We start from the raw sequence: 14,594 nt of genomic DNA, 5'->3' as shown, positions 1-14,594 counted from the left end.
TTCCCAACCAAATTCAGGCTGGGAATGGTTTTAAATAGCATTGTAATACCATACACCATTTTCTAAACATTTTTCACACTGATTGCTGTAGTATAAATACTCTAAATGAGCAATCGTTTCTCCCATTGCAAAGCGCATTTCATGCGTCGTTAATGGCCTTTTAAACAGCTGCTTAGAGACCTGATAAATAGTTGCAGGAGTTTTGATATATTTATAGACCTCATGTAAACGGTCGTGATGATGAGAAATTAATTCAGCGATTCTCTTATTGGCGTTTTGAAAAGGGATGCCGTGTGACGGAATCACATACTCCGCATCCAACAATTCAATTTTTTTCAAAGAATTAAAGAACGCCTCAAGCGGATTAGGAATGCCGCGAAACCAATACGAAATATTCGGGGTGATTTTAGGTAAAATATGGTCTGTTGAAAATAGGATGCTGTTCTCTTTGTTATACAAGCATATTAAACCATCAGAGTGACCAGGTGTAAAAATTACATCATATTCATACTTTCCGAATAGAATTTTCTCACCCTCTTCTAGATGTTTTGACACTAAGGGATATGGTTTCACTCTCGGAAAAAAGCTTCCTTCATCACTTGTTAACTCATCCGCTCCTTGTTCAGGAATGCCGCATGTGTCGTAGTGCTGCTTCACCTTTGCGAGCGATTCAGGTTCCCAAAAAGTGGTCCCCGCAATATCATCCACCTTCGTCATCCATACGTCTGCATTCGTTAATCGCTGCAGCGTTCCCCCGTACCCATAATGATCCGGATGAAGATGGGTGAGAATAATTGTGGAAATCTCGTGCTTTTCAATATATGGTTTCCATATGTCCCTGGATACTTCATTGTTTAAGCCGGTATCGATAATTATCCAGCCTCGAGAACCTTCCGCTATAAAACAATTCACATGGTTTAAGCGGAAGGGCAAGGGAATCGTCACCTGCGTGACTCCAATATCATTCAACAAATACATCAGACTCCTTCCTCCATGATATATATATTTATCGAAATTATCAGTCTATTGATATCATGCCATAATATTTATGAAAAATAAATAAAGAAGCCTTGCTGTAACAAGGCTTCCGTAAATTTTGATAACGAGGAAACAAAAGAACCATCCTTTATCTTTCTTTTAGGCTGCTTCTATTTCTTCTTCGCCATGAGCAGATGCTGCCTTCGTTACAAGACTAACGCCGATCATGACGATGATATTGATTAATACGGCGATTAAGCCGACATTTAAATCCTTAATTACTTGAGGAAATGCCGGGAAAAGTGTTCCAATGGTTGCTTTTGTCAACGTGGTATAGCCGACAATTGCTAAACCAGCAATGATTCCAGCTATGGCACCTTGCTTTGTAACAAATTTATTTTTCATTAAACTTGCAAAGAAAGATGGAGCCAATTGAGTTACCATACTGTAACCCATTAATAACAATGCAACGATTGTATTGCCTCCTGTTAACGTGAAGTAAACGGCAATCAGCGCTAGAACCGGAACAAGAATTTTCGCAATCGAGATAATTTGTTGATCCGTTGTTGACGGGACAAAATGTTTATAAACGTTTTTCGCCAACAATGTTGCCGAACTCATTAAGATCATGGAGCCAGGAACAAGTGCTGTTAGTAAGCCGGCGGCGCCAATTACTCCAACAAACCACGGGTCAAAGGTTTTCATGGAAAGTTTTAATAGGGCAAGGTCCATCTCAGGCCCTTGCAGCCCAGGAACTTGCACTATCGCCGTGTACCCTACGAACAAGACGCCGATAGACAATGCCCCATAAAGCGGAAGAATAAAGGCGTTTTTACGTAATGTCTTCGCATTTTTGGCTGCATATGCAGATCCAAACGTTTGCGGCCACATATAAAAACCAAGCGTTGTTAAAATAACTGTTGAAATAAACCAAGATGCCCCCATCCCTTGTGAGGGAAGCGTTAGAAAATTAGGCTTTACAGCATCAACTGCTTCAAACATTGGCTGGAGACCGCCAAAATAATGGATCGGAATATAAATGCCTAAGAATAATGCAACACCAGCAATCATTATATCCTTTAATACAGCTGTCCAAACAGATCCATGAATCCCTGAAATCATGACATATACCGTAACTGCAATTGCTCCAATCCAAACTGCAATAGTTGGAGAAATAGCCCCATAGGATGTTGTAGAAACAATAATGCCCAATCCTTTTAACTGCAGAACTAAAAATGGAATAAGTGCCAGTACACCTACAATGGACACAATTACTCCTAAAATTGGACTGTTGTACTTTTTCACATAAAAATCTGCTTGCGATACTAACCTATGTTTCGTACCATATCTCCACACCGCTGGGTAAACCCAATAGGAGAACAAATAACCTAAAGCAGCAAAGGCTAATCCATATAAAGCCGGACCACCGATACCATAGGCCCAGCCGCTGTTTCCTAAGAAGGTAGAGGTTGAATAAATCTCACCAGCTAAAAGAATCATGACAAGAATGGAGCCAAATCCGCGGCCGCCGACCGTCCATTGTTCTAAGTCCATATCTTTCCCTCGTCTTGCCAGTATACCTAAAAATAAAACAAATGCTAAAAATCCAAAAATGATTACAAGCGTGATGTTCATTATTCTTCACTCCCTTCTTCTTTGTTAATTGGATCTAGCTTATATATTAGAAAAACAACAAGTGATGTAAGAATCAGCCAAGAGAAATTCCAAAAAAAGAACAATGGCATTCCTAATATATATGGCGTCATACTATTAGCCCAAAATGGTCCCCCTAATAAAGCAATAACGGGAATTAGTGCAAGAAAATAAATTGGTTTCATAAATCGTCCTCCCATTTTTGTGGTTTTACAGAATATGCCCATTTTGTGTAATATTCTGATTCTTATATTTAAGAAAAGAGGTTAAAAGGCTTAACTCCACCCCTTTTCACTTTAAATTGGATATTTTTTTTAAAACGGCTCTTTGCTCTTTTACGTTTGTTTTACATGAACTTGAGTGTCTTCATGGGAATTAAGTTCTAGTATGTCCTTCTTCTTTAAAAGCTAATGATTAAGAATGTTTTTCAGGTTCAATAAAGGAAACTTGATTGTGTTTTTTTGAACCTAACCTATAAATCATTGTTCCGAAGACAGCACCGATAATTGCTGGTACCAGCCAAGAAAAGCCGTTTGCACTGAATGGCAGAAATGGAATGAAATTTAAAGCAGCTGGGATTTTAATTCCGATGGCGCCTAATGTTTCAAATAAACTCACAATAAATGTTAACAGGATGGCTCCACGATAGCTCCCAGGATTGGGAATAACTTTATGAAATACTCCTAAAAATACTAGAACAATCGCAACTGGATATAATGCAAGGAAAATTGGCAATGTATAATTAATAATTTTTTCAACACCAAGCATTCCAATCGCTGCACCGACCACACAAACAAGCAATGCTCCGTTCCGATAGCTAATTTTGTTATTAGATATATCTCTTAAAAAGTCGCCAATGACAGCTGTTACACCGATCGCAGAGGTTAGACAGGCAAGTGCAATCGTAATGGCCAGCAGGACAGCCCCGTAGCTTCCTAATAACCGGTTAATTAATGCGGAAACTAGTGCTGTACTTTCAATATCATTTGGATATAAGCCGCTGCCGGCTGCTCCAAGATATAGTAAACCTCCGTAGACAACCAATAAGCCTATACCGGCGATCGCAGTGGCGGAAATGGCTACCTTTTTCATCGATGCTCCCTTATATCCATGACCAATAATCGCCGCGATAATAATGGGGGCACAAAAAATACCAGTAACTACGTCACCCGTTTGATAAGCATTAATAAAGGCATTGGAGAACGGATTTTTTAACTCTGTTGAAATTGGTGAACCGATTGGATCGAAAACTCCTTTAATCACAATAAATGTTAGAATGATAACTAAAAGCGGGGTAAGAAACTTTCCGATTTTATCAATGACATTCGACTTATCCATGGCAAAATAAAATGTTACTGCAAAGAAAACGAAAATAGTCACAACTGAAGGGACTTGTGGGATTAATGTTTTAACCCCTAATTCATGTGTTGTTGCTGCCATGCGTGGAATGGTTACAAACATTCCAATTCCCACCATTAACAAAAGATTAAAGATTTTATAAAACCAAGGACTGATCGGTTTTGTTAAATCCTCAAATTTTCCGCCAACATTTAAAATCGCGATAACAGCTAACAGTGGTAAAGCAATTCCTGTTATGCAAAATCCTATCAATGCGGGAAGCCAGTTGGTCCCTGAGGCAAGTCCAATTGTAGGTGGGAAAATCAAGTTGCCTGCACCAAAAAATACAGCAAATAATGCAAAACCAATGATGATCGTATGTTGAATAATTTTATTTTCTTTCATTTAAACACCTCTTTCTTGCGAAATCGTTTACATTTTTTACCTCCGTTTTAATTCCGTCAGCCTTACAAAGGGTTAACAAATTTTTTGTTTTAAGCGCCCTCAATAATGTATTTGCAATATATGTGCCAACTTTTCGAATTTTGTAGAAAAATATAGATTTTATATGAAAATTATATTAAAATCAGTTATTTCCATATAATCGCAGGATTATAAATTGGTTTAATATTGAAAAAATTAGCAGAGTTTTCTATTTTACTATTGAAAAAATCGCAATATTCGTCAAAAATTTTTACCTTTAGTAAAATTTTTTTTACTCCCAAACAAAAAGCCGACAGTAGTTAGATTTTATACTAACTGTCGGCTCTCAAAAATAACATTAATTAAAAGCGGTATATAATAAAATCCCATTGTTTTAATGTTGGATTAATGTAATTGATATTTGTCCATTTTGTATTTTAATAATTGCTTGGAAAGGCCCAGACCTTTGGCAGCAGCAGTTATTTTACCATTTGTTAAAGATAATTCTTTCACAATGATTTCTTTTTCAAATTTTTCGACCGCTTCTTTTAATGAATAGATCTTTCTATCCTTTTGTGTATTATCAGGAGCCCTTCGATATTCCTTAATTCTTTTAGGTATATCATCTAAAGTTATTTTATCGGACAAGGCATTATTATAAGCTGTTTCTACTGCGTTCTTCAGTTCTCTGATATTCCCAGGCCAGCTGTAAGCATTAAAACATTCCATAACTTCTGGTTCGGCACCACTAATATAAATATTCATGTGATTATTGTAAAAATCAATAAAGTTTGTTAACAGTACCTGTATATCTTCTTTTCTTTCACTTAAACACGGTAGATCAATTTGCACAACCCCTAAGCGATAGTACAGATCTTCTCTTAGTCGCTTCTCTGCAACCAACTTATCCGGGTCTTCATTGGTTGCTGATATGACCCTTATGTCAACACTAATATTTTTGCTGCCGCCAATTCGCCGAATTGTTTTTTCTTCAATGGCTTTTAAGAGCTTGACCTGAAGATAATAATCTAAGGAATTGATTTCATCTAAAAATAACGTGCCGCCATCAGCTTGTTCAAATAAGCCGGTGCTGTCAATCGCCCCTGTAAAACTTCCTTTTACAGTGCCGAATAAGGTACTTTCTAATAAATTGGGCGGAACGGCACCACAGTTCAGTGAGATAAACGGCCCGTTATATCGATTACTTAAATTGTGGATGGATTGTGCGACCATTTCCTTCCCTGTTCCAGTTTGGCCGTAAATCAAGACGGTAGAGTCTGTCTTGGAGATTTTTCTAACTTTTTCTTTTATAGCTTCCATTTTTGGATTAGTCGTAATTATATTATCGATGGTATAAATGGTATTATTTTTTCGAAAAACCTTGTGGCTGGCAAATTGATCTAAGGATTGGATATTTTCTTTGGAAAAGAAATGCTTCGAAAATTCAATTGCACCTTTAATTTTATCGTTTTCAATAATTGGGTATGTAGAATTAAGTGAAACTAATAGGTTGCCGCTTTTTGTTATCAGTTCCTGTTTCACATTACAAATGGCTTTCCCTGTTTTAATGACATTCATAATCGTACTATTTTCATTGGTGAGATTTTTGTAATACGAGGTAATGTGTTTTCCCATGAACTCTTCAGGTCTAACAGATATTTCTTTTAATACTTTTAAATCCGCTAAATCAAAAAATAGAATAACTCCATTTTCATCTGCAATTAAAATATTGTCAAAATCAGATATATGCTTAAAATCTTCCGTATTAATTTTCAACATTTTCCCCTCCTATCCTGATTAAAGGAAGGACATTGTCCTACTAGTACTTGCATTACATATTAACCATACAAGTATATAGTAATACAAAATCAAATGAAATAAGCATCGATATAGAAAAAACTCTTTCCGAGACCGGAAAGAGTCCGTTATTTTATTCAAAGAATTCTTATGCTAATACCTCTTTAATTTTTTCAACTGCCCAATCGATTTCTTCTTTTGTTATGATTAGCGGCGGAGCAAAACGGATGACGGTATCATGTGTCTCTTTACATAATAATCCTTTATCCTTCAACTGCTCGCAATAAGGTCTTGCTTCCTCCGTTAATTCAACACCGATAAACAATCCTCTGCCTCTAATTTCTTTCACAATAGGATTTTCGATTGTTCGTAATTGTTCAAGGAAGTAATTACCTAATTCTAAAGAACGTTCAGCCAGTTTTTCCTCTTCGATTACTTCAAGTGCAGCAATCGAAACGGCACAAGCAAGCGGGTTACCGCCAAAAGTGGAACCGTGTGACCCCGGGTTAAATACTCCTAAAATATCGGAATTAGCAACTACGCAAGAAATTGGGAATACTCCGCCGCCAAGTGCTTTTCCTAAAATTAACATGTCAGGTTCAATGCCTTCCCACTCGTAAGCGAACAATTTACCAGTACGAGCTAGGCCTGCTTGAATTTCATCACAGATGAATAGAACATTATTTTCTTTACATAAATCATAAGCAGCTTTTAAGAAACCTGCTGGTGGAACGATAATCCCTGCTTCCCCTTGGATTGGTTCAAGGATAAATGCCGCTGTATTAGGAGTAATCACAGCTTTTAGTGCTTCCAGATCACCATAAGGAATTAATTTAATACCTGGAAGCATTGGACCGAAGCCGCGCTTATATTCTGGATCAGATGATAATGATACAGCACCCATTGTACGGCCGTGAAAATTACCGTTACATGCAATGATTTCTGCTTGGTTTTCGGCAATGCCTTTAACGTCATATCCCCAGCGGCGTGCAGCTTTAAGAGCTGTTTCAACTGCTTCAGCACCGGTGTTCATCGGAAGTGCCATATTTTTATTCGTTAATTTACAAACTTTTTCATACCATAAACCAAGCTGGTCATTATGGAAAGCACGTGAAGTTAAAGTTACTTTATCTGCTTGATCCTTTAATGCTTGAATAATCTTTGGATGTCTGTGTCCTTGGTTTACAGCGGAATAAGCACTAAGCATATCCATGTAACGGTTGCCTTCTGGACTTTCTACCCAAACACCCTCTGCTTTGGAAATAACGATTGGCAGCGGATGGTAGTTGTTAGCCCCGAATTTTTGTGTTTGTTCAATGATTTCAGTAGTTTTGGAAGTTGTCATCGTCATATTGTTTCTCCCTTCTTTAATCGACCGTTTTATATAAAGCGGGAGCTTCAGGTGAAGCTCTCCGCCTCTATCATCAATGGTTATAGAGTTTCAGCAGTTGTTTTAGCTTGCATATGAAGTAATAAATAATCAGGTCCGCCAGCTTTGGAATCTGTTCCGGACATATTAAAGCCGCCAAATGGCTGGTACCCTACAATGGCACCGGTACAGCCGCGGTTAAAATAAAGGTTGCCAACGTGGAATTCTTCACGTGCCCGTTCGATATGCTCGCGATTATTAGTGATTAAAGCACCTGTTAAGCCATAATCAGTATTATTAGCAATTGTCATCATATGGTCAAAGTCACGTGCCTTACAGAACGCTACGACTGGGCCAAAGATTTCTTCCTGCATTAGACGAGATTTTTCATCAAGATCAGCAAAAATTGTTGGTTGGATGAAGTACCCTTTAGAATCATCACCTTCTCCGCCAGTCATAAGTCTGCCTTCTTCCTTACCGACTTCAATATAGTTCATAATTTTCTTGAACGATTTGTCATCAATAACTGGTCCCATATAGTTATTAAGGTCTTCCGGATTTCCGATAGTGAGTGTTTTGGTTAAAGCAACAGCTTTTTCAAGCACTACATCGTACACATCTTGATGAATAACAGCTCGGGAGCCTGCTGAACATTTCTGACCTGAGAAACCAAAGGCAGAATATACAATACTTGCTGCTGCTAAGTCTAAATCGGCATCGTTATCGACAACCACTGTGTCTTTTCCGCCCATTTCTGCAATAACACGTTTAATCCAGATTTGTCCCGGATTAATTTTGGCAGCACGTTCATTAATGCGACAGCCAACCTCGCGTGAACCAGTGAATGATACGAAGCGAGTTTTGGGATGGTCTACTAGATAATCACCGATCTGTGCCCCGCTTCCAGGAACAAAGTTAAGGACTCCTTTTGGAAGACCTGCTTCGTACATTAACTCAACAAATTTTGCAGCAACAACAGGTGTTGAGTTAGCAGGCTTTAGAAGAACTGTATTACCTGATACAATCGCTGCAACTGTTGTTCCAGCCATAATAGCTAGAGGGAAGTTAAATGGTGAAATAATAATTCCAACTCCAAGCGGGATATAGTGGAATTGATTGAACTCCCCATCTCGGCTGTTTACAGGGAAACCTTCTTTAATACGTAACATTTGTCTTCCATAATACTCTAGGAAGTCGATGGCTTCTGCTGTATCAGCATCCGCTTCTTTCCATGGCTTGCCAGCTTCCTTTACAAGGTAAGCAGAAAATTCATGCTTACGACGACGAAGCATTGCTGCTGCACGGAAGATAATATTCGCACGATGCTCAGGTTTCCATTTTTTCCAAGTTTCAAAGGTTGTTAAAGCTTCCTGCATGGCTTTCTCTGCCAATTCTTGATCAGCCATTGATACTTGGCCAATCACTTCTTCTTTATTTGCTGGATTAATAGAAGTAATTTTTTTATCCGTATGAATAGATTCTCCGCCAATGATGACTGGATACTCTTTTCCTAGTTGACTTTGAACATAATTTAAAGCTTCTTGGAATGCTTGTTTATTTTTTTCTTCAGCAAAATTTGTAAATGGTTCATGTGTATAAGGCTTCATGTGTAATTCCTCCTTGTAATTCCGTTCCGAATATTTATTATGCAAGTATCGTGCCAACATTGAAAACCTAATTTTCAGGCATTTTCTTTATTAATGCAAAATATTTTGGCGCAAAATTTTTATGTTGTTTAATATGTCAGCAAAATTATTTTGCGTTATAAAGGTATAATATAAAAAAGGACCTCCATGTTTAATGGAAGTCCAGTTTTTGAGATTTAGCTGATTTGTTCTTCATTCTCTGAATTTAATAATGCTCTTTTATTTGGGATTTTAGTTAAATTTGAACGTTTCAATAAATAGTTTAAATGGTCGATTGGCATGGCACCTTGCCCTTTGCCTTCCCCAAGCGTAAACTGTACAGTCGTCCCGTTATTAGTTATCACGGTCATTGATTCAGCGTGGTTAAAATAACCTTGAATACCTTGAGAAATTTGAAACTTTGTACCTTCTTCAATAGACATTACGTCTCTCCTTTGGTTCATTTTTTCCCAAACAGTATTCCCACTCTATTTTAAAAAATACATAGATCTTTAAATCCAGCCGAAAAACCTCACTGTTTGAGTTATCATAAGCGGGATGACAATGGCAATAACAGTTGGAATGAGAAAGGCCATGAAGGTCCATTTTTTACTTTTTGTTTCTTTATAAATATTTACTAAAGTTGTCCCGCATGGGTAATGTAAAAGCGAGAATAGCATCATATTCAAAGCTGTAAGCCATGTCCAGCCATGGTCAAGGAATATTTTCTTTAAATCTACCATGCTCTTTACTTCTGTTAATGAACCAGTTGACAAATACCCCATTAATAAAATCGGCAGAACAATTTCATTCGCTGGCAATCCTAAGATAAATGCCATCATGATATAACCGTCTAATCCAAGCAATCTGCCAAAAGGATCTAAGAAATTAACGGCATGGAGCAATATACTTGAATCCCCAATGTAAATGTTGGCAAATACCCAGGTTAAGATTGCAGCAGGAGCGGCAACCTTAACGGCGCGAACAAGTACGGACCACGATTTTGTTGCCGATGCCCGAATAACAGTATCGAATATCTTCGGCTTTCGATATGGCGGCAGTTCCAATGTATAGTGGGTTGGGATTCCTTTTAAAGCTGTTTTTGAAAGAAACCAAGAGACGAAGAAGGTTATGAGAATCCCAAATAGAACAATGCCGACTAATATCCCTGTTGTCACCAGTGATTTCATTCCACCAGTAAAACCGGCCGCCATAAATAATGAAGCAAAGACAATTAATGTGCCCCAGCGGCCATTACATGGAACAAAGTTATTGGTTAAAATCGCGAGCATCCGCTCCCGGGGTGATTCGATAATTCGTGTCGAAATTACCGCAGCAGCATTACAGCCAAAGCCCATTGCCATCGTTAACGACTGCTTCCCATGTGCTCCGACCTTTTTAAATAGACGATCCATGTTAAAGGCTACCCTTGGTAGATACCCATAATTCTCAAGTAGAGCGAAGGTTGGAAAAAAGATGGCCATTGGCGGAAGCATGACAGCAATGACCCAAGCTGTTCCTCTAAATAAACCGAGTATGAGCATCCCGTGCAGCCATTCAGGGGCATGAAGGAAAGTAAATAAGGCTGTAAGCTGCGATTCAAGCCAGCCAAAAAAATCGGCTAAAAGCGAAGATGGAACATTGGCTCCAGCAATCGTGATATAAAATACAGTCCCAAGCATGATCATCATAATCGGAAATCCGAAAATCGGTGAGGTGAAAATCGCATCCAGTTTTTCAGTTTTTGTATCCTTTTTCGCCTTATTATAGGTAATCCCTTCTTGACACAATAGATGACTTCGCTCATGTAGATGCTGAACAATGTCATCTCTTAACTGCTTTGTAGACAGCTTTTGAGCTTCCTTATACAGCTGTTCAATATGCATTTAGGAAGCCCCCTTTAACGTTATCAATCTATTGATTTCATCCAATAAGGATTCATCCCCATCCAATAGACGCAGTGCGACCCACCTGGCGGATACATGATCACCAACAATCGCCCTAACATGCGGCTCTATTTGACGAATCTTTTCCTCAATTTCGTCTGGATATTGAAGCACTAACGGCTGGCATTCAATTGCCCCGGTGACAATCCGATCAATCGTGTCAAGGAGCAGTGGGAAGCCGATTTTATTTCTTGCTGAAATTTTTATTACCGGAACGCCGAGCCTGTTTGTCAGCAGTCGTTCCTTAATTTCGATTCCCTGTTTTTCCGCGATATCGATAAGATTTATGCAGATTATCACATTTTTTGTCATTTCTAGCACTTGAAGCGCAAGGTTGAAGTTTCTTTCTAAAGAAGTGGCGTCAAGAACAACCAGTGTCACATCCGGTTTTTCAAACACAATGTAATTACGTGCAACTTCTTCATCTTTTGAGTTTGAAAAAAGTGAGTAGGTGCCCGGCAGGTCAATGAATTGAAATGTTTTGTTTTTATATTCAACGCTTCCTTGTGCAAGCGAAACGGTTTTCCCTGCCCAGTTGCCGGTATGCTGCCTTAATCCAGTTAACGCGTTAAATAACGTGCTTTTTCCAGTATTCGGGTTTCCTGCTAACGCAATCCGATACTCATTCCCCATTGGAAATCAGCTCCCCTTCTATTTTTGAACTTTCCTCTTTTCGTAAAGCAATGGTCGTTTGACTGACGCGAAAGGCAATAGGGTCACCAAGCGGGCTTTTTCGTACAACCTCTACCTGGGCGCCTTTGATAAATCCTAAATCAAGTAATCTTCTTCTCATCACACCGTCTAATTGTAAATCCGTAATTTTTATAATATTTCCTTTTTCTCCATCCACTAGCTTGATAATTTTAGGTTGGACCATTTGTCTTTCCCCTTCCTTAAAATGTTTCCCCAACGCAACTTTTTGTTAATTATATGACATACCTGGCAAACTTGCCACTATTTAATTAAAAATATTTAGAAAAAAAGCACGAATGTTTCATCGCGCTCTTTTACATTACAGTATAATCCTGCCATTCCTGCGGCAGGAGATTTTGATATTTTGTGGTTAGGAATCGGTCGTCCACCAGTATGATGGTGCCCTGATCCGTTTCAGACCGAATAAGTCTTCCGCCTGCCTGCAACACCTTGTTGAATCCTGGATATACATAGGCATAATCATAGCCGTTTTTACCATTTTGAGTAAAATGCTCTTTAATTAGGTTTCGCTCAAAGCATAATTGCGGCAATCCAACACCAATGATAACAACTCCATTAAGGCGCTCACCAATTAAATCGACCCCTTCGGAAAAAATACCGCCAAGAACAGCAAAGCCGACTAAGCTTTTCGTTTGGTTAGGCTGAAAGTTATTAAGAAATGCTTCCCTGTCATTTTCTGTCATGTTTATTGTCTGCAAGAGTGTATTTATCTCGGGGCTTGCTTTTTGAAATTCATCGTAAATAGTTTGAAGATATTGATATGAAGAGAAAAAGATTAAAAAATTCCCTTTATTATTTTGTGTTACGGATTGAATCAGGCTTACTATCTGATTCTTAGTTCGTTCGCGGTCGCGGTAACGAGTTGACAATGGCTTGATATAGATTTCCGTCTGTTCTTTTGAAAATGGTGATGGTACCGAAAGCTGATAATCATCTGTATTGCCCCCAAGAATATCCCGGTAATAGGCTAGTGGCGAAAGGGTTGCCGAGAAAAACACGCTTGAACGATAGCCTTTCCCCATTTTTTGCAATAATTGTGATGGGTTAATGCAAAATAGCTTTAAGATTACGTCATTTCTTGTTTTTTCAGCATAAATGACATAATGATCATCAAGAAATTCAGCAATTTTTAAAAAACTCTGTGCTTCAAAGTATGCTTCTAAAAGTTTAGGGAAGCTTCCTGTCTTTAACATTTGCTCGGCTGCTTCGGAAAATTGAACGAGGAGCTCTTTTAGATAATGATCCAGGCTGTCTAAAACAAACTCATTTTCATCTGATTTCTTTTTTAACGATATGAACCAGGAGTTGACATTGCTGGATGCATCATAAATCGCTTTGTTCACTCCTTTAAATTCCTTTTTTAATTGGAGAAATAGCTGCTTATAAATGCTGGCAGAAAACATCTCTCGTCCGCGGTCAACGAGATTATGGGCTTCATCCACTAATAAAGCCGTTGACCTCTTTTGATCTTCTAATAAACGTTTAAGCGACACCCGGGGGTCAAAAACATAGTTATAATCACAGATGACTGCATCCGCGGCATAGGCAAGGTCAATGGAAAATTCAAATGGGCAAACCCTGTGTTTACGGGCATAGGTTTCTACTACTTCCCGGGTCATTGCCTGTTCATACGTTAAAATGTCTAGTATGGCTCGATTAATCCGCTCATAGTAGCCATCGGCAAATTCACAATGCTCTTTCTGACAAATTGACTCCTCTTTAAAACAAACCTTTTCCTTAGCGGTGATGGTTACCGCTTGGAGGTTAAGACCCGAGGAACGCATCCTATCAAACGCTTCTTCTGCTGTTGTCCGCGTTATGGTTTTGGCAGTAAGGTAGAATACTTTAGTTAACTGCCCTTCCCCCATTGCTTTGACGGCAGGAAAAAGTGTTGATATGGTTTTACCGATTCCGGTCGGTGCTTGAACGAATAGATTTTTTTCATCAGCAATCGTTTTGTAGACGGCGCCCGCTAATTTCCGTTGTCCTTCCCTGTATTTGGGGAAAGGAAAAAGAAGTTCTTTGCTGCTTGCAGTTCTATTTGCCTGGTGTTCCAGCTGGAGCCTTGCGAAGGGAGCATAGTTTTTTAGAATATTAAACACGATAGTTTCTAAATCTTTGAAGGTGAAGGTTTTCTTAATACGACGTATTTCTTCTGTTTCTTTGTGAACATATGTAAGCTGTACTTCGATTTCTTTTAATTGTTTGTCTATGGCATACATGTAGGCATACATTTGGGCTTGTGCCCAGTGTACCGGATAGCCTTCTTGTTCTAGTTGATCCACAGGCTGGGTGAATGACTTAATTTCGTCAATTGTAGTTGTACCGTCTTTTACTAACAATCCATCGCACCGGCCGTCGATAACGAATGTCAGGTCTTCAAATGGAATTTCAGCGCACAGATACACTTCCTTTTGATCCCCGTCCTCGTACATTTTTTGGATTTTCTGATGCACTCTTGTCCCTTCTGCAAGTGACTTTTGCGATCGGAACTGGGAATCAATGCTGCCTGATTTTAATACATATTCGACTAGAGTCCTGACTGATATATTTACTTCATTTTTCATGGAAAACCACCTATAGGAATGTGTGTTTGGTTTTATTGTAGCAGACTTTACAGTTGACTGGGAAATAAATTAAGAGGTATTTTGCCCGCAGGTCCTTCGTTTTGTACTATTGCGGTCAAAATCAAGCAGTTATTCTGCCCGCATCCCTCGATTTTTACTAAGCTCGGTCAAAATCAGTGCTTGT

Annotated in this window: 12 protein-coding genes; all 12 read right to left on the bottom strand. The window is 38.7% G+C overall.

The features are described from left to right. Positions 1 to 30: 30 nt before the first annotated feature. On the bottom strand, positions 31 to 978 hold the full coding sequence (locus tag IE222_RS13030; RefSeq protein WP_223282689.1) for an MBL fold metallo-hydrolase: 948 nt from the start codon (positions 976 to 978) through the stop codon (positions 31 to 33). Between the two features lie 159 nt (positions 979 to 1,137). Beyond that, positions 1,138 to 2,613, bottom strand: coding sequence for a sodium:solute symporter family protein (locus IE222_RS13025; protein WP_191273471.1), 1,476 nt, complete (start codon positions 2,611 to 2,613; stop codon positions 1,138 to 1,140). After that, complete coding sequence (locus IE222_RS13020; RefSeq protein WP_191273469.1) at positions 2,613 to 2,816, bottom strand: DUF3311 domain-containing protein; 204 nt, start codon at positions 2,814 to 2,816, stop codon at positions 2,613 to 2,615. The genes IE222_RS13025 and IE222_RS13020 overlap by 1 nt, the downstream gene beginning before the upstream one ends. A gap of 229 nt (positions 2,817 to 3,045) precedes the next feature. Continuing rightward, positions 3,046 to 4,374: a branched-chain amino acid transport system II carrier protein gene (gene brnQ / locus IE222_RS13015; protein WP_191273467.1), complete on the bottom strand. Its 1,329-nt coding sequence runs from the start codon at positions 4,372 to 4,374 to the stop codon at positions 3,046 to 3,048. 423 nt (positions 4,375 to 4,797) lie between these two features. Next, positions 4,798 to 6,171, bottom strand: a complete 1,374-nt coding sequence (locus IE222_RS13010) for a sigma-54 interaction domain-containing protein (protein WP_223282688.1) — start codon at positions 6,169 to 6,171, stop codon at positions 4,798 to 4,800. 166 nt (positions 6,172 to 6,337) lie between these two features. Then, the gene (locus IE222_RS13005; RefSeq protein WP_275671465.1) at positions 6,338 to 7,540 is read right to left on the bottom strand and encodes an ornithine--oxo-acid transaminase; all 1,203 of its coding nucleotides are present in this window, start codon (positions 7,538 to 7,540) and stop codon (positions 6,338 to 6,340) included. A gap of 80 nt (positions 7,541 to 7,620) precedes the next feature. After that, on the bottom strand, positions 7,621 to 9,165 hold the full coding sequence (gene pruA / locus IE222_RS13000; protein ID WP_191273463.1) for an L-glutamate gamma-semialdehyde dehydrogenase: 1,545 nt from the start codon (positions 9,163 to 9,165) through the stop codon (positions 7,621 to 7,623). A 215-nt stretch (positions 9,166 to 9,380) separates the two neighbouring features. Then, positions 9,381 to 9,626, bottom strand: a complete 246-nt coding sequence (locus tag IE222_RS12995; RefSeq protein ID WP_191273461.1) for a hypothetical protein — start codon at positions 9,624 to 9,626, stop codon at positions 9,381 to 9,383. A 69-nt stretch (positions 9,627 to 9,695) separates the two neighbouring features. Continuing rightward, positions 9,696 to 11,069: a nucleoside recognition domain-containing protein gene (locus IE222_RS12990; RefSeq protein ID WP_191273459.1), complete on the bottom strand. Its 1,374-nt coding sequence runs from the start codon at positions 11,067 to 11,069 to the stop codon at positions 9,696 to 9,698. Next, positions 11,070 to 11,762, bottom strand: a complete 693-nt coding sequence (locus tag IE222_RS12985; RefSeq protein WP_191273458.1) for a FeoB small GTPase domain-containing protein — start codon at positions 11,760 to 11,762, stop codon at positions 11,070 to 11,072. After that, a complete protein-coding gene (locus IE222_RS12980; RefSeq protein ID WP_191273456.1) occupies positions 11,752 to 12,006 on the bottom strand; it encodes a FeoA family protein in 255 nt (84 codons plus the stop codon). The genes IE222_RS12985 and IE222_RS12980 overlap by 11 nt, the downstream gene beginning before the upstream one ends. A 130-nt stretch (positions 12,007 to 12,136) precedes the next feature. After that, a complete protein-coding gene (locus IE222_RS12975) occupies positions 12,137 to 14,410 on the bottom strand; it encodes an ATP-dependent DNA helicase (protein WP_191273454.1) in 2,274 nt (757 codons plus the stop codon). Between the last annotated feature and the right edge of the window lie 184 nt (positions 14,411 to 14,594).

Source organism: Neobacillus kokaensis (assembly GCF_014656545.1).
Lineage (GTDB): Bacteria > Bacillota > Bacilli > Bacillales > Cytobacillaceae > Neobacillus > Neobacillus kokaensis.
The sequence above is the reverse complement of the archived record's forward strand: the minus strand, read 5'-3'. Positions and strand labels throughout refer to the sequence as shown.